Source organism: Marinomonas spartinae (assembly GCF_900089775.1).
Classification (GTDB): Bacteria; Pseudomonadota; Gammaproteobacteria; order Pseudomonadales; family Marinomonadaceae; genus Marinomonas; species Marinomonas spartinae.
Window position 1 is genome coordinate 168,335 of record NZ_FLOB01000007.1, and the last position, 16,519, is coordinate 184,853.

At 44.2% G+C, this 16,519-nt stretch carries 17 protein-coding genes; 3 read left to right on the top strand and 14 right to left on the bottom strand.

The window, feature by feature from the left end:
* Positions 1–10: 10 nt before the first annotated feature.
* Both rpmF and MSP8886_RS15025 read right to left on the bottom strand, forming a co-directional pair.
* The gene (gene rpmF / locus MSP8886_RS15020) at positions 11–190 is read right to left on the bottom strand and encodes a 50S ribosomal protein L32 (RefSeq protein WP_013661159.1); all 180 of its coding nucleotides are present in this window, start codon (positions 188–190) and stop codon (positions 11–13) included.
* 11 nt (positions 191–201) lie between these two features.
* Positions 202–753, bottom strand: a complete 552-nt coding sequence (locus MSP8886_RS15025; protein WP_245659108.1) for a YceD family protein — start codon at positions 751–753, stop codon at positions 202–204.
* A gap of 115 nt (positions 754–868) precedes the next feature.
* On the opposite strand from MSP8886_RS15025, the gene MSP8886_RS15030 reads away from it, so the two are divergent.
* Positions 869–1,459 (top strand): Maf family protein, encoded by a 591-nt coding sequence (locus tag MSP8886_RS15030; protein WP_067017879.1) that lies wholly within the window; start codon positions 869–871, stop codon positions 1,457–1,459.
* 47 nt (positions 1,460–1,506) lie between these two features.
* Here MSP8886_RS15030 and MSP8886_RS15035 read toward each other — a convergent pair whose 3' ends face one another.
* The 9 genes from MSP8886_RS15035 to dinG all read right to left on the bottom strand — a co-directional run bounded on the left by MSP8886_RS15035 (position 1,507) and on the right by dinG (position 11,282).
* Positions 1,507–2,445, bottom strand: a complete 939-nt coding sequence (locus MSP8886_RS15035; RefSeq protein WP_067017881.1) for a patatin-like phospholipase family protein — start codon at positions 2,443–2,445, stop codon at positions 1,507–1,509.
* Between the two features lie 11 nt (positions 2,446–2,456).
* The gene (locus MSP8886_RS15040; RefSeq protein WP_067017883.1) at positions 2,457–3,254 is read right to left on the bottom strand and encodes a DUF4892 domain-containing protein; all 798 of its coding nucleotides are present in this window, start codon (positions 3,252–3,254) and stop codon (positions 2,457–2,459) included.
* Between the two features lie 38 nt (positions 3,255–3,292).
* Positions 3,293–4,162 carry an alpha/beta fold hydrolase gene (locus MSP8886_RS15045; protein ID WP_067017885.1) on the bottom strand — a complete coding sequence of 290 codons (870 nt, stop codon included), beginning with the start codon at positions 4,160–4,162 and terminating at the stop codon, positions 3,293–3,295.
* A gap of 72 nt (positions 4,163–4,234) precedes the next feature.
* The gene (locus tag MSP8886_RS15050) at positions 4,235–4,747 is read right to left on the bottom strand and encodes a SixA phosphatase family protein (protein ID WP_067017887.1); all 513 of its coding nucleotides are present in this window, start codon (positions 4,745–4,747) and stop codon (positions 4,235–4,237) included.
* Entirely contained in the window at positions 4,734–5,018 is a 285-nt protein-coding gene (locus MSP8886_RS15055) for a DUF4389 domain-containing protein (protein WP_067017889.1), read from the bottom strand. Before MSP8886_RS15055 ends, MSP8886_RS15050 begins: the two co-directional genes overlap by 14 nt.
* Positions 5,011–6,045, bottom strand: a complete 1,035-nt coding sequence (locus MSP8886_RS15060) for an NAD(P)H-dependent glycerol-3-phosphate dehydrogenase (RefSeq protein WP_067017890.1) — start codon at positions 6,043–6,045, stop codon at positions 5,011–5,013. The genes MSP8886_RS15055 and MSP8886_RS15060 overlap by 8 nt, the downstream gene beginning before the upstream one ends.
* A gap of 124 nt (positions 6,046–6,169) precedes the next feature.
* Positions 6,170–7,591 carry a protein adenylyltransferase SelO gene (locus tag MSP8886_RS15065; RefSeq protein WP_067017893.1) on the bottom strand — a complete coding sequence of 474 codons (1,422 nt, stop codon included), beginning with the start codon at positions 7,589–7,591 and terminating at the stop codon, positions 6,170–6,172.
* 79 nt (positions 7,592–7,670) lie between these two features.
* Positions 7,671–9,020: a DEAD/DEAH box helicase gene (locus MSP8886_RS15070; RefSeq protein WP_067017895.1), complete on the bottom strand. Its 1,350-nt coding sequence runs from the start codon at positions 9,018–9,020 to the stop codon at positions 7,671–7,673.
* Positions 9,021–9,158: 138 nt separating this feature from the next.
* Complete coding sequence (dinG, locus tag MSP8886_RS15075) at positions 9,159–11,282, bottom strand: ATP-dependent DNA helicase DinG (protein ID WP_067017896.1); 2,124 nt, start codon at positions 11,280–11,282, stop codon at positions 9,159–9,161.
* 70 nt (positions 11,283–11,352) lie between these two features.
* On the opposite strand from dinG, the gene lexA reads away from it, so the two are divergent.
* Positions 11,353–11,976, top strand: coding sequence for a transcriptional repressor LexA (gene lexA / locus MSP8886_RS15080; RefSeq protein WP_067017898.1), 624 nt, complete (start codon positions 11,353–11,355; stop codon positions 11,974–11,976).
* Positions 11,977–12,102: 126 nt separating this feature from the next.
* Here lexA and MSP8886_RS15085 read toward each other — a convergent pair whose 3' ends face one another.
* The 3 genes from MSP8886_RS15085 to topA are packed head-to-tail and all read right to left on the bottom strand — an operon-like array spanning position 12,103 to position 15,469.
* Positions 12,103–12,369: a hypothetical protein gene (locus MSP8886_RS15085; protein ID WP_067017900.1), complete on the bottom strand. Its 267-nt coding sequence runs from the start codon at positions 12,367–12,369 to the stop codon at positions 12,103–12,105.
* Between the two features lie 2 nt (positions 12,370–12,371).
* Positions 12,372–12,842, bottom strand: a complete 471-nt coding sequence (locus MSP8886_RS15090; protein WP_067017902.1) for a DUF6586 family protein — start codon at positions 12,840–12,842, stop codon at positions 12,372–12,374.
* Positions 12,839–15,469: a type I DNA topoisomerase gene (gene topA, locus MSP8886_RS15095; RefSeq protein WP_067017904.1), complete on the bottom strand. Its 2,631-nt coding sequence runs from the start codon at positions 15,467–15,469 to the stop codon at positions 12,839–12,841. The genes MSP8886_RS15090 and topA overlap by 4 nt, the downstream gene beginning before the upstream one ends.
* Before the next feature lie 189 nt (positions 15,470–15,658).
* On the opposite strand from topA, the gene MSP8886_RS15100 reads away from it, so the two are divergent.
* Positions 15,659–16,450, top strand: a complete 792-nt coding sequence (locus MSP8886_RS15100) for a DNA topoisomerase I (protein WP_067017906.1) — start codon at positions 15,659–15,661, stop codon at positions 16,448–16,450.
* Positions 16,451–16,519: the final 69 nt, after the last annotated feature.

The window sequence follows — 16,519 nt, forward strand, 5'->3', positions numbered from 1 at the left end:
GGTATCTTAGTTACTCACCTTTAGGGGTGATAACTTGACGACCACGGTAGAAACCGTCTGCAGAGACGTGGTGACGACGGTGAAGTTCACCAGTAGTCTGTTCTACAGATAGAGTTGCACTTGTCAAAGCGTCATGTGAACGGCGCTGGCCGCGACGTGAACGTGTCACTTTACTTTTTTGTACTGCCATTTTTGGAGCTCCTAACTTTTACTTGGCTTAAAATTAGCCAATATACTAAATGGATTCGGTTTTTGTTCGTCATCCGGTGCGTCATCGGTAGACGAGGCATACTTTACAGCTGTTGGGTTGCAACCACTTTCTTCATGATAGGCGACGATAGGTAAAGCGAGTATGATTTCTTGCTCTACCATGTCTGCCAAGATTACTTCACCATCGGTCATGACAACAGGGTCATAATCACTCGGTATATTTTTCGCGTGCTCCTCGTCATAAACGAAAGCAAGCGACAAATCGACCGCCAGCTCCTGTGAAACCGAGTCCATACAACGTTGACAAACAACCTGAACAACGGTTTTTAAAGAACCAGTAGCAATGTAGCGCCTATCTTCATCAACTCTAAAGTCTAGATGAATAAACGCATCACCCTCATCAGACGCCAAGACAGCACAAAGCTCCTTAAGCTGGTTAAGGGGCAAGTACCCTTCAATCGCTGACTCATGGTGAGCGTATTTGCGAGGGTCAAAATATTTAGGTAATGAGTCATTCAACATGGCGGCAAATAATATGGTCAAGTGCTCGACTTGTCAAAGTCTAAGTGCACTCAAAGGCCTTTTTTTCACTGTTTTTCACTTTCAGGAAGAAAAAAACGTAAAATAACACGCTTCTCTAATCAACTAGCGATTTTTTATGACCAAAAAACTCATTCTCGGCTCATCATCCCCTTATCGTCAAGCTTTATTAGAACGACTCAACTTGGCATTTCAGTGTCACTCACCCGACATTGACGAAAGCCCAAAAGAACACGAAATGCCAGAACAATTAGTTAAACGACTGACCATCCAAAAAGCACAAGCCGTTTGCCAAGACTTAAACCGCCACGACCTTCTTATTATCAGTTCAGACCAAGTCGCGGTGTTAGATGGCCATATTCTTGGTAAGCCGCATACGATAGAAAATGCGACGGCTCAATTATTGCGCTTCAGTGGACGAAAAGTCACTTTTTTAACTGGCTTATGTGTTTTAGATTCAGAAACCATGACACACTCATATACACTCAATGAATACCATGTGTATTTCCGAGAACTTAACCGAGAAGAGGTTGCTCGTTATGTCTGTATAGAGCAACCCTTGGATTGTGCAGGCAGTTTTAAATGCGAAGGACTGGGCGTCGCCCTCTTTGAAAAAATGGCAGGTGATGACCCCACGAGCCTAATAGGGCTCCCTTTAATCACGCTCTGCAAAATGTTACGCCAATACGACGTCTCACCTTTCTCTTAAGACAAGAGATTTAAAAACAAGAGACAAGACACGCTTGCCTTCCCTTATCACACCCCTTTAGGAAAAGAGAAGTGAATGGGGTTTTCAGAAGTGAGCTCCTTCAGTGCTCTTACTGTTACCTCATAACCAAACTCTATCAGCTCAGTGGCACGCCAGAACTCATAAAAACCAGAAAGATCCTTAGGAATTGAGATCAATAAATTGGGAGAATATCCTGCAAGTTTATACTGAGCTAAAGACTCTTGCATGGTTTCAAACATCATATTAACGGTTTGAATCCGCCCCCAACTAACCGCATTATTTTTACGAGCCAAGTTTGCGGTAGAAGCCTTCTGCTCCTCCTCATCGGATTTATGACGACCAAACAACCCCTTAAAGGTTAACCACCATTCAGGCGTATTACTTTGCTCAACCAAAGATTCGGAGGTTAATTCTTGAGCTGGACCATTGAGATCAACCGCAACTAAATAATCCGCACCAGCCGACACGGTTGGAATAATCGGCAAAGGATTCAACACCCCACCGTCCACATACACTCGTCCATTCAATTCAACAGGCGATACAATAGAAGGAATCGCCGAAGAAGCGCGCATTGCATCGATGAGATCCCCTTTTTGAAACCAAAACTCTTTTTGATTGAGAAGATCCACCGCAACAGATGTAAAAGGAATAGGCAGTGATTCAATAGTAGGACGGCCGATAATCTCTTCGATCACCTTAAAAAAGCGATCCCCTTTAATATAAGCCCCATTTCGAAATGACATATCCAACATGCGAAGCACTCGCACCTTATCTAAGGAAGATGCCCACTCAGAAAAGTCAGACAATCGCCCCGCCGCATAAACCCCGCCGATGACAGACCCAATAGAACACCCAGAAACACTTATAATTTTATAACCATGATCTTCAATCGCTTTTATAACACCAATATGCGCATACCCTCTTGCTGCGCCACTGCCCAGCACCAAAGATACTGTTTTCTTCATACTCACAAGCCTTAGGGTAAAATATAAACAAAGGAAACACGATCTTGACCAAGAGACGCTCGCCCCATATCCGCCACATTAATGAAACGCACTTTAGACTGCAATCTTTCCCCGATCCCTAGCTGCATCTGCTTAATAAATCGATCCCCTCGAGATATAGCACTATAACCCGCTTCCGCCTTACTGGAGACATACCCCACAACGTGTTGAGTCGGCAACAAATCGCTCAAAAAGCGGCGAATTCTAGGTATATCCTGAACGTCAAACTGTGCAGCCACCTCAAAATCCGCTTTGCCCGTTGCATTGGTAGAAATATCGCTCACCCATACCATGATGTCGCCTGCACCACGCTGATTAATATACAATACCTGATAATCACCAAGACCATCCTGCAACGACATCAGCATCTGATTGTCATCAGCGCCATACAGCAAATACTGTTTAAAAAAATTATTGGCCCACGCATTACTACTACCACAGTTACGACCATCACATTCAAACAACAGACGCCTATCTCCCTTAAGCATCACGGATTTGTAGTAAGCCAAAACGCTACTTAAGGGTTCATTACGATTAATTTTATACAAGGAGTAGCTGTTTTCGCCTTTCACCCGAATCACTGATTCTGGCTCCCAACCCCGACCTGATCGACGAATTTTCCCTAAAGGCACTTCGATTAAAGCAGCCTCCTCAGTACCACTTTTTACTAGCTGAGCCCCTCGGTAAGGCTCAATATTGGATAAATCCGCCAACGCGACGCAACTCACCAACATCGAACATGCGACTATAACTTTCTTAAAATTGACCATGAACCTTACCTGCCAGCTAAATCACCATTGTATTGGTGTTAGTTTTGATCAATGAACTTCCTCACTTCCTCTGCAACCATTGGTGCTGTATCGCGCTCCAGATGAAAATGATGATTCCCTTCTAACCATTTAAGCTTAATCCACGGAAACTGAGCCGCACGAGCGTTAACAAATGCCTCACCTTCGCGGTTTGCATACACCCCCTCTTTAGCAACTAAGGACAAAGCGGGGCATTTTATTTCAGAAATAAGCGCAGCCACACCCTCTTCGTCCATTCTATAAGGGGATGGAAAAGACAGCTTATGATCATGGCGCCACCCCCAACGATCGTCATCGGTTAAAATAGCCCCACGTTCAACCAACTCACTTGCCGCCTCACGAGACAAACTGGTAAAGCCATACATACGCGCACCGACCATATCATCCAAAGTCTCGTAGCGAGCAAAACGCCCCTCTCGATGTTTTGCCATACGCTGAATCGAGCGCTGTAACATTGAAACACGCTCCGAGGGCTTCGCTGTCAAAGGCCCCATATTATCCAACACGACCAAGCCTCGCACTTTTTCCGGCGCAATTGCAGCCACAATCATCGCAACAGCGCCCCCCATACTATGACCAACCAACCAAGTACTTTGATTCGATAAATTCAGAATGGAAACCACATCTAACGCGTAATCCCAAAGATGATAAAACGACCCTGCCACACGATGGTCCGATAACCCATGACCAGCAAGATCAATCGAACTATGAGTCAAACCAGACAAATAAGGAGTGAGACGATTAAAACTGGCGGCATTATCCAGCCAACCGTGCAAACATAAAACTTTGACTGCCGAAGGATTGGATGACAGTGTCTGCAACCCTGCGATTTTGGTGTGGGCTAGATTAAAAACAACATCACTCCCCATGAAACCTACTCCTTAAAAACAACCTCTACATAACACGGCATTCAAAATTATTTAAGAGACCTTTCTTCGCCCCTAACGACAAACATCTTCCTGAGAGATAAACCAACGAAATTGACAGCACGCCGTAGCAAAAAGCTCCCCTTCAAGGGCGGCTAATGATGCCGTCCCCATTGAAAAGTCATGTGGCAACGGCTCATCTGCCAATAAATCAACCAACTGATAAGCAAACGGCTGATGAGTCACCAATAAAATAGACTCATAGGGCTGTTCATTTAGCCATAACGCTACATCCAGCGCCTTTCCACTCGGCGTAATCATCGAGCAAGTTTGTCCTTCTAAAGACGCTCCATTGCCATCGTTAAGTTGATTTAACTCTGTCAAAAAATGTTGTGCCGTTTGTTGAGCTCGAACATATGGACTAACGAAGACAGCGTCCAACGATTCACCTTTTTTTCGAAACGCCCCAGCTGTCGCAATAACCTCATCCACCCCAAGTGGCGTCAGCTCGCGAAAAGCGTCCTTATCAAAGCCATGGGCCTGGGCATTGCCATGACGTAGTACATACAAACGTTTAGTTTTGCTCATCAGTATTCACCTTTGGCCAAGGCTGAAAAGGAAAGGGTTTTTCCTCATCTTCAAACGATAAAAAGCGACACGCCTGACGAATAAACATACTGATACTTTTCAACCAAACAGATAACATCTCAGCCTTTGATGAAGTGAGTAATTTGATGAGGCTAACGACCACTATCAGCCCTCCGAACACTGTCAAAGCAATGTTTAAAATAATCCAATACAACACCATATAAATCAATCGCAACCAAAAGCCCTGATCGCTATAACCTGGTTTAGCCATGTTTTGTCCCCTTCTCTGTCGCAAACTCGACGTCCCATTTTTGCTCACCTGTCATCATTGAGCCAATTAATGTATCTAGTTTAGCACCATCAAATAAAAGTCTAGACAAGCCCACCGCCAATGGCATATACAATTGATGTTTACTTGCTTCCTCGACCACCATACGCAAAGTGTTCACCCCTTCGGCCACCTCACCAATTTCTTCTACAGCAGAATCAAGGGATTGCCCAGATCCGATCGCAAATCCTACTCGATAATTACGGCTTAATGGAGAAGAACAAGTAGCAATCAAATCCCCCATACCAGCCAATCCTAAAAAAGTCATCGGATTTGCACCAAAATGCACGGCAAAACGACTCATTTCTGCCAAACTCCGCGTCATAATCATTGCCATGGTGTTTTCACCCACTTTGAGCGCCTTCGCTAAACCACACACAATGGCATAAATATTTTTTAACGCCCCCGCCAACTCAACACCCGTGCTATCTACATTCTCATACACACGAAATGTCTTTGATTTCAGCAATTCAATCACACGAGAACGAACCTTCTCGTCATCACTGGCAATAACTGACCCAGTGATTTGACCCGCCGCAATTTCCTTCGCTAAATTGGGACCACTTAATACACCAATTTGTTGCGTGGCTGGATTGCGACGCAGAATATCACTCATCAGTTCAAAACGATTTGGGTTAAAGCCTTTTGTGGTACTAATAAGCAACTTATCAGCCGTTAACAAAGGCGCGATTCGCTCAACCACTTGCTCAAATGATTTAGAAGGAATTGAAACAAAGATAGTATCACTGTCTTTTATCGCCTGCTCTAAGTTACTGGTCGCCAATAACTCATGGTGCAGTTCCGCGCCGGGAAGATAACGGCTGTTTAAGCCCGTCAAGTTAATCTCTTCCACCTGCTGCTCATTGCGCATCCACTGACTCACCTGATAGCCATTATTGGCCATAATATTCGCTAAAGCGGTACCAAAACTGCCGCCACCTAACACACAAACAGAGTGCTTTTTTATCATCCTTTTTCCTACAATTTATACATTTGCCCCTCTCAGACGATGGATCTAATTTACACTGAGAAAGCCAATATTTATACGTTAAGAAGACCTAGCATGATGTCTTAAAGAGTCCACCCTTCTGTTGTTACGAAGAGCAACTCACTTCTAATGATTTACCCCAGTCTGGCGCTCTTTGTGCCAGCTTTTCATTCTCCACATGCTCATCAAATGGCGCACTTAATACTGTCAACAATCGACGAAAAGGCAAATAATCCCCTTCCTCAGCAGCAACAATAGCTTCATGAGCAAGGTAGTTTCTTAATACATATTTGGGGTTGACTTGTTGCATTTGCAAACTGACTTGTTGCCAATTTTCATTTTCCTGCTCACGAGCTTGCTGGTACTGAGTAAGCCATTGAGACATCCGCTCTCTATCAATAACTTCATCAAGGATTATATGGCGGTTATCAGGCATCAATTTGCTCAATAAGCGGAAAAAGATACTATAGTCCATTTTCTCTGCGGCCAATATAGAAAACAAACTCGGCAACAGAATCTCTAAGCGCTTCGTATCATTAACCCCCATCTTCGCCTTCATCAAACTTTCATAATGAGACTGCAGTTCAGACTCATAATGCTGCAAAATGGCAATCAATTGTTCGCGCTCAAGCAGTCGTGAAAAACAACGCATCAAGCAGTTTAAGTTCCACAAGCCGATACCTGGCTGCCTAGAAAACGCATAGCGTCCTTCATAATCTGAATGATTACAAATCCAGTCTGGTTCATAATCTTCCATAAAGCCATATGGCCCATAGTCAATGGTTTCGCCAGTAAAAGAAAAATTATCGGTATTCATGACGCCGTGCTGAAACCCAACAGCCTGCCACTTAGCAATCATTCTGGCGGTCCGTTTCACCACTTCAATCAGCATATTTTCAAGCGGCGCGTCTGTGGCTAAACACTGCGCATAATAATGCTCAAGACAGTAGTCAAGTAACGTCTTGAGCTCATCATCTCTACGTTGGTAAAAGAAAAATTCAAAGTGTCCAAAACGAATATGTCCTTGCGCCGTACGCAATAACATAGCGCCTTTTTCAGGCGTTTCGCGATACACAGGCTGCTCGCTGTCAAACAAGGCCAGAGCACGGGAAGTAGGAACCGATAACCCATGCATTGCTTCACTCGCCAGATACTCGCGAATACAAGAACGCAGTACTGCTCGACCATCACCGCGACGAGAATAAGGCGTCGGACCCGCCCCCTTCATATGAAGATCCTGCAAGAGCCCGCGATCATCACGCACTTCGCCTAACAGAACCCCTCTGCCATCCCCTAACTGAGGAGAAAAGCCGCCAAACTGATGCCCAGCATAAACCATGCTTAAGGCCTGTTCTATTGGCGTTTCGCCATTCAAAATAGACTTAGTTTCAGAGGATTTAATGTCAATAGACAGAGAGTGAGCAAGTTCCTGGTTGAATTCAACCAAGCGCTGCTGAAGAAGTGGTTGGATCCGCGTTTTGGCATAAAACGCCTCACCCAAACCTGCAAAGTGGTGCTCTAAGTTCATAGGTACTCACTTGATGAGCCCATCGCAATATGGCATTCGCTAAGCGCATATTGCAATAGGCTTTAATGTAAGAAAAGTATTAAAGTGCCGTATTCACCATATATTCACAACGTATACTTTCGCCCACTACCTTTTCAATTTCAGGAATCAAAAAGGCGTCGTCCTCACTGGCAAAGCTGACTGCTTTACCGGTTTCTCCACCACGACCAGTACGACCAATACGGTGCACATAGTCTTCTGGGTCTTCAGGTAAAGCATAGTTAACAACCAATTCGATGTTATCTACGTGAATACCACGCCCAGCGACATCCGTTGCCACTAATACTTGAATAATGCCTTCTTTGAAGTTTTTCAATGTCTTAACTCGTTTATCTTGAGCCACTTCACCTGACAGAATCGCACAATTAATATTCGCTTTTCTGAGTTTCTCATAAAGGTCGCGGGTTTCATCACGACGATTTGCGAAAATAATCGTTCTCTGATTGTTGTTACCTTCAATCAACTGCTGCAGAACAGGCCATTTCTGTTCGGCCTCTACCGTATAAATCACTTGATCAATATTCTGGTTTGTCGCTTCTTTTGGCACCACAGATACTTCTTTCGGGAAGAAGGTCCACTGGCGCGCTAAAACCTGTATATCTTTTGGGAAAGTCGCACTAAACAACATTGTTTGGCGCTTTTCTTTATGAGGCGTCATGCGAATAATACTTTTGACATCTGGAATAAAGCCCATCGATAACATGCGGTCTGCTTCATCTAGCACCAAGCATTCCACCTGATTTAACATAACTTTTTTGCTGCGCGCAAAATCCAGCAAACGTCCAGGCGTCGCGACAAGAATATCCACATTCTCGTTTTCTAAAGCCTGTTTCTGCTTTTCATAGCTCATACCCCCCACCAAAGAAACCACATTCAAATGGCAATTTGACGCTAACTTCACCGCTTCATCGGCAATTTGTAACGCCAACTCACGGGTTGGAGCGATAATCAAGCCTCGGGCAAAATGATTAGCCCGTCTTTCTGCAAGCGGATAATCCAAAAAGTCACTGATCATGGCGATCAAAAAGGCAGCCGTTTTTCCGGTTCCTGTTTGAGCCTGTCCAATAAGGTCATATCCTTTAATGGTCATCGGCAAGGTTTCTGCCTGAATTTCACTACAGTACTCAAAACCCATTTCTGAGATGGATTTCAATACACGGTCAGGTAAGTTCAAATCATGAAAACGTAATTTGCCTTCTAGTTCTGGCACTTGAAACTGATCGATTGACCACACTGAACCGTTATTTTCCATTTTTTCCGCCACTGAAGAAGCTGTTTGTGCAGGCGCACTGTTCGATTTGTTATTTTTGTTCGGGCGCTTATTAGAACGGCGCGGACGCTTAGGTCTTTGTTTTTTCTCTGGAGCGGATTCTGTTGTTTGGTTTTCCATATTGGAATCTATATTCTTCTATATTTTTGAATTTATGAAACTTTGCGGGGAGTGTACCTAAATGATAGGTTTTTATCACCCCTTGCTTTACTAAGTTACTGGTTTTCACACCCCGTCATTAGATAAAAAGGGAGTAAGCTATAACATGCGATACGGTGGAAGACTATCAATTAACTGTTGCCCATAGCGCTTTGTCTTGAGGCGTTTATCCAATATATGAATTTCTCCCGAGTCTTTTTCACTCCGCAATAAGCGACCAGTCGCCTGCACCAAGCGCAAAGACGCATCTGGAATAGTAATTTCCATAAAAGGATTTCCACCACGTTTTTGTATCCATTCAGCCAGCGTTGCCTCAACTGGGTCATCCGGTACGGCAAAAGGAATCTTAGCAATGTACACAGAGGTCAAATACTTACCCGGCAAATCCACCCCTTCGGCAAAGCTCGCCAAACCAAATAGCAAGCTACCCTTGCCCTCATCTATCTTAGCACGGTGAGAATCCAAAATTACTCGTTTAGACTGCTCACCCTGAGTTAAAAGAATTTCCTGCAATCCAGCAGAAAGCGATTTAGCAACGTCCTCCATTTGACGACGAGAAGAAAACAGCACTAAACTTCCTTTATCGGTATGAACATTCTTATTCAGGTAAGCCACTATCTCTGCAGTATGTTGATCCACACGATTCGGCTCATGCTCCATATTGGGTACCACCAATAGGCCATTATTCTGAAAATCAAACGGGCTTAACACTCGCAAATATTCACTTTCCCGAGGAACCCCTGAGCGCATATTAAAACGATGGAATTGATTCAGCGCAGTCAGTGTGGCCGATGTAACCACCGCCCCAAAGCACTTATCCCATAATTGTTGGCGTAACGTATTCGCCGCCAGTATCGGCGAACCACCAAGCTCAACATCCTGCTCCATCCCTTGCCCTATCACCATTAACCAACGTGCATTAGGCGGAAAGTTTTGATCATCAACCGTGGAGTATAAGCGCCATAACTCAACACATTGCTCCAAACGACCTAAAATCACCCCTAGAATCGGCTGCCAAGTCTCGGCGGTCTCTGAGGTAATTCCCATCCCCTCATTCTGTTTGGTTTTCTTACATTCATCCTGAATGCTTTCGATATTGTTGAACAACTTCTGATAGGAAGTCTGCAAGCTATAAGCCAACTGGCGCAATTCATCAGGTATCACGCCAAACTCAAAGCGGTGATGATTATTCTCTTGATCCAACCCCAAACCTTGTATGTAAGGCGCCAAACCTTGTTGAGCATACTGAATAAAATTCACAATACTCTGAATTTGTTGGGGAATTTTCAACAACAACTGACCCGTTAAACTAACCGCATCGGTCAACTCCTGTTTCAAATTCACCAAGTTCTTCTCTAACTGGCGAAGCCAAGTGATACTTTGCTGTAAACGCACTTCATGGCGAAAGTGACTAATGGCTTTATCAGGAAGATGATGGCCTTCGTCGAAGACATAGATGGTTTCTTTTGGCGGCGTGAGTATAGCCCCACCACCTAGAGATAAATCGGCTAACACAAGGTCGTGGTTGGCAACAATCACATCAGCAACTTCAATTTCAGCCCGTGCTTTAAAAAACGGACAAGCTGAATAGTTTGCGCAGTTTCGATTCGTGCATTGCTGGTGATCCGTCGTTAAACGGCGCCAATCTTGATCTCGGATCAGCCCTTCCCAGTTATCTTTATCACCATCCCACTCACCCTTTGATAACGCCACATCCATTTCTTGGTACAACACCGTATTCACGTCATCGGCTTGCAAGTGCTGCTCAAACAACCCTGCAAACATGTCTTCCATACCTTGATCTTCCGAGCTTAAAAAACTCTCAAGATTGTTTAGACAGAGATAGCGGCCACGCCCTTTTGCCAAGGTATATTTAAAGCTTAACTCTGTATGCGCTAACAGGTTAGGCAATTCTTTGTGCAAAATTTGTTCTTGCAAAGCAACGGTTGCCGTGGAAATGATTAGTTTCAAGCCTCGGGCTTTGGCTATAGGGATGGCCGCTAAACAATAGGACAGAGTCTTCCCGGTCCCTGTTCCAGCTTCAACAACCGCCACGTGCTTTTCGTCTAGTCGGTTTCCCTCGCTATCTTGCTTGATATTACCCAAGGTACGGGCGATTGCGCCGATCATCTGACGCTGACCAACTCGGGGTTTATGCTGTTTGGCTTCCAAAGAAGCACGATAAGCAAGATGAATTTGTGTTTTTAGTTCGTCTGAAAGCATTTAAATTATTGAGAATCGTTGGTGATGCTGTATATAATAACAGTTACTGTATAAACAACCAGATGGCCCTATGATTAAATTAACCAAAAGACAATCTGACGTACTAGAAACCATTCGCGAATTTATTAGCGAAACCGGCTTTCCTCCAACACGTGCAGAAATCGCAGGTCGCTTAGGCTTTAAATCGCCTAACGCCGCTGAAGAACACCTAAAGGCCCTTGCCAAAAAAGGTGCCATCAAAATGCTCTCTGGCGCATCCCGAGGCATTCAATTAATTGAAGACTCTGTAGAAGCAGCAAACGACGAAGGGCTTGGCTTACCCGTCATTGGCAAAGTAGCTGCCGGTTTTCCGATTCTTGCACAAGAAAACATTGCATCACACGTGAGCGTTCCTCCTAGTATGTTTTCTCCAAAAGCAGATTACTTTTTGTCTGTATCCGGCACCAGCATGAAAAATGTTGGTATTATGGAAGGAGACCTTCTCGCCGTCCATAAAACCACCACCATCCGCAATGGTCAGATCGTTGTTGCCCGCATTGGCGATGAAGTTACCGTTAAACGCTTCTATCAAAAAGGCAGTCAAGTACGCCTACAGCCTGAGAATGAGGAGTTTGACGATATTCTTGTTGACCTAGAAAGCGAAGAGTTTGCCATCGAAGGCTTATCCGTCGGTGTGATTAGACAAACTGTTTAATTTAATGCCTTTGCTAATCCGGCACGCATTCTAACAGATAAAGATTAGGCGGACCTAACCATCAATTAAAATACGTATAGAAAAAATGCGAAGCCATGGCTTCGCATTTTTTCTACCTCGTCCTGACTAATGCAGGATTTTAGGGCGCATTTCCATGTCTTCCATGTACTCAGCATCGTCTCCAAACGCTGACTCATCTGAATAAACAAAGTCTATGCCTGCATGAAACATACATTTAGCTAATTCAAAATACCGCTCTTTCAAATACGACTTCGTCGTATCGGAAATAACCAAGGTGGCCAATGGCTCAACACTCTCTCCGTCTTCACTTGCTGGCCTCAATACAATATCGCCATTATCGAGCTCAACAATCTCTAGATAAGATTCTTTCATAATTAATACTCTGATGATTCTTCTCTAAAACGCAACACCAACTCAACAAGCTTGGACAAGTACAGACCAACTGAAGCACCAGCATCCGATCCCTTACCAATTATATTGTCCGAACTCATACTAGAAAACGACGTATAGTGACATTCCAACTGAGCAAGGAATGCTTGTTCCAATTGGTTCAGCCAAGAGTGGGGCTGTAAAGCAAGATCCGATAGCTCACTCAATGTGGGTACAACAACCCCCTCTTCTTTCGCTGCATGCTGTAATTTCAAAATATCTAATTCTGATTTCAGACTATAGGCTGTTTTGACTTCTTGCAGCAAACCGTTCAAGGCACTGCGAAGGTGAAACAAAGATGCCCCTTCTAAACCAGCAAGCAGCCAAGCCTCTTCGCACTGCTGGCTTTGCTGCAAAAAACGTCGTGCTGCGTCTAACTTCTGGTTGGTAACGCTTGCTTGACTCGCGTTACTCATTTCTTTTTCTTACCCTCTTCAACAACCCACTTAGTACCAACATAATACGCTTTCCAGCCCGTTGGTTTTCCTTCTTCTTCAGTCATCACATACTGCTCTTTCGTTTTGCGACTGTAGCGAATCACCGTAGGACGTCCCTCATTATCCTTAACTGGCGCCGTTTTGAAAAAGTGATATTTAGGATCTATTTGATCCATAAACGGAAGCAACTCTTTCACTAACGGCGCACGCGTTTCTCGTTTACGAGGAAACTGACTGGCCGCCAGAAATAAACCGGTTGCTCCATCACGCAATACATAATGATCATCGACTTTGTCACAAGCCAAATCTGGCATAGGAACTGGATCCATTTTTGGTGGCGCTGCCTCACCGTTTTTCAATAGCTTACGAGTATTTTTACATTCTTCGTTTGTACACCCGAAGTATTTCCCAAAGCGACCCGTTTTAAGCTGCATTTCGGAGCCACACTTATCACACTCTAGAACAGGGCCATCGTAACCTTTAATCTTAAAGGCCCCCTTCTCCACTTCGTAGCCAGAACAAGCAGGATTATTACCACAAACATGCAATTTGCGATGCTCATCCATCAAATAGCTGTCCATGGCGGAACCACAAATTTTACAGCGACGCTTTCCTATTAAGGCTTTAGACTCTCCTTCTTCATCATCAACGGCAACGGCTTCATCACCACGAATCAAATTAATTGTCGCCTTACAACGCTCTTTAGGTGGTAACGAATAACCAGAACAAGACAAGAAGACCCCTGTACTCGCCGTACGAATTTGCATAGGGCGGGAGCAGGTTGGACACTCAATATCAGTCGGTGTCGGCTCGTTTGGCATCATCCCTTCATCTGACGACTCTGCCTTGGCTAACATTCCACTGAAATCTTTATAAAACGCATTCAACGTTTTAATCCAATCTTTCTTACCTTCCGCAATGTCATCCAGCTGCTCTTCCATTTCAGCGGTAAAGCTAAAATTCATCAAAGAATGGAAGCTATCCACTAAGCGCTCAGTAACAATGTCGCCCATTTTTTCTGCGTAGAAACGACGGTTTTCAACCCGAACATAACCGCGATCTTGAATCGTTGAAATAATGGAAGCATAAGTAGAGGGACGACCAATGCCACGTTTTTCCAACTCTTTTACCAAACTAGCCTCACTAAAACGGGCGATAGGCTTGGTAAAATGCTGTTCCGGCAATAAAGAGTCAAGCACTAACGCTTCCCCTTGGGCCACATCTGGCAAAATATTGTCTTCGCCTTTTTTCGCGAATGACTGCATAGCCCGAGTATAACCATCAAAACGCAAAATTCGACCTTTGGCTTTAAATTCGTATTCACCGCTCGTTACAGTAACTGAGGTTGAAGTATATAAAGCTGGTGTCATTTGACACGCCATAAATTGGCTGCGAATCAAGTCATAGAGGCGATGGGAGTCTTTTTCCATGCCTTTCAAATCATCAGGTCGTACATTCACATCCGATGGGCGAATGGCCTCATGGGCTTCTTGGGCCCCCTCTTTACTGCTATAGCGTATCGGCTCTTCAGGTAAATATTTGTCGCCAAAACTCGATAAAATATACTCTCGCAACGCCTCAACCGCCTCAACACTCAAGTTGGTCGAATCCGTACGCATGTATGTAATGTAACCCGCTTCATACAGGCGCTGGGCGAGCATCATGGTCTTTTTCACACCAAACCCTAGACGCGTACTTGCGGCTTGCTGTAACGTCGAGGTAATAAAGGGTGCAGAAGGCTTGCTACTGGTCGGCTTATCTTCACGGTTGCTAACTAAATAGCTCGCACCATTCAGTCGAGCCACATGAGCATCAGACTCTTCTTTGCTAACCGGACGGTATTCTTTACCTTGATACTTTACCGCATCAAACTTAATAGACTCTTTGGCAGGTGTGTTCAGTAGCGCTTGCAGCTCCCAGAACTCTTCTGGAACAAAGGCTCGAATCTCTTTTTCTCGCTCAACGATTAAACGAACAGCAACAGACTGTACTCGCCCTGCAGACAAACCACGGGCGACTTTAGCCCATAGCAAAGGCGACACCATAAAGCCCACTACACGATCTAAGAAACGTCGTGCCTGTTGCGCATTAACACGATCAATGTCGAGCTCAGAAGGCGTTTCAAACGCAGCTTGAATGGCCTTTTTAGTAATCTCATTAAACACCACTCGTTTATAGCGATTGTCATCACCACCAATAGCTTCGCGCAAATGCCATGCAATGGCCTCACCCTCTCTATCCAAATCCGTCGCCAGATAGATATGATCGGCATTCTTCGCTAAGCGCTTGAGCTCATCAACCACCTTCTCTTTGCCTGGTAACACTTCATAATGGGCTTCCCAATCATTTTCAGGGTCGATGCCCATACGAGCAATAAGCTGCTGCTGTGATTTACGACGCTTATACTCCGCCTTTTCTTCAGGGCTCATCTTACGCGTCAAAGCCGCTTGCTTAGCACGCTCTTGAGGCGTTGACTTCGCTGTCGTACCAGAAGGCAAATCGCGAATGTGACCCACACTCGACTTAACAACAAAGTCATTGCCTAGGTATTTATTGATGGTTTTCGCCTTAGCTGGCGATTCCACGATAACCAGTGATTTTCCCATTGAACTGTATAAGCCTTCTTTTTGAGTACGTCTGCAAATATTTGTTTTGCGTAAATTAGTCTTCGGGGCGCTGATATTAAGCAAACACCTTTTATATGACAAGTGATCACTGTATTGTTTCGCATATTATCACTTGCTGAACTAAGTATTTCTTATTTAACATACTGAATTCATTGCTCAAGGACAATCATGGCAACACTTCAAATTCTTACCATTGCTTTTTTAATGATCATAGTCGTTCTTTCTGTGGTCATTGGTTCTCGTGCTCAACAGAAAGAAAAAGAGTTAACGGAACGTCGCTTTAAGCAATTACAACTTTCCAACCGAGCGGATCGCGCCGAATATCATCTGCGAGGTCTAAAAGATATTAATACGGATACCATCGTAAGCGATGTGCTTTACGATTATTATCTAGACACACTTCGCGAACTTTTACAATATTCCGACGACCCTGAAAAAGTAGAAGTTCGTATCGCCAAAGCAGAAGATGATCGTAATGCATTACCCGTTGAATTTAACCCAGAACCCGAAGCACTTAGCTTTCAGCAAAAGGCAAATTACAAAGAACGTCTAACGAAAACAGCAAAAATGCTACTTTTTCTTCGTCGTCGAGGCCGTATTAGCAACTCCCATTACAAATTATGCTATGACTACCTTCGTTGGCTTAATTTATGGGTTCAGTTAAACCGACAAATGGTGCAAGCGAATAAGAACTTTAATGGTGGCGACTTGCGTGTTGCACAAACCCTCTATGGTGTTATTTTGTCTCATATCAAGTCCGATTCCATTGAGCGACCTGAAAAGAAAGCGCTACAGGATTACGTCATGGATAAAATGAAGCGCATTATGCAACCTAAGTTAGACGCCATTAAAGATGCCGAAAACCCAGAAGAAGTGTTAAGTAAGCTAATTCAAAACATTGAAGCAAACAACGATGTCGCCAACATGATCAATAATCAGTTAGATGCTGACGATCAATAAACAAAACATTTTCACTAAGTATTAATCAGTTATCACATTTTTGCTTACCCCAAAAAGCTAGACCTTCAG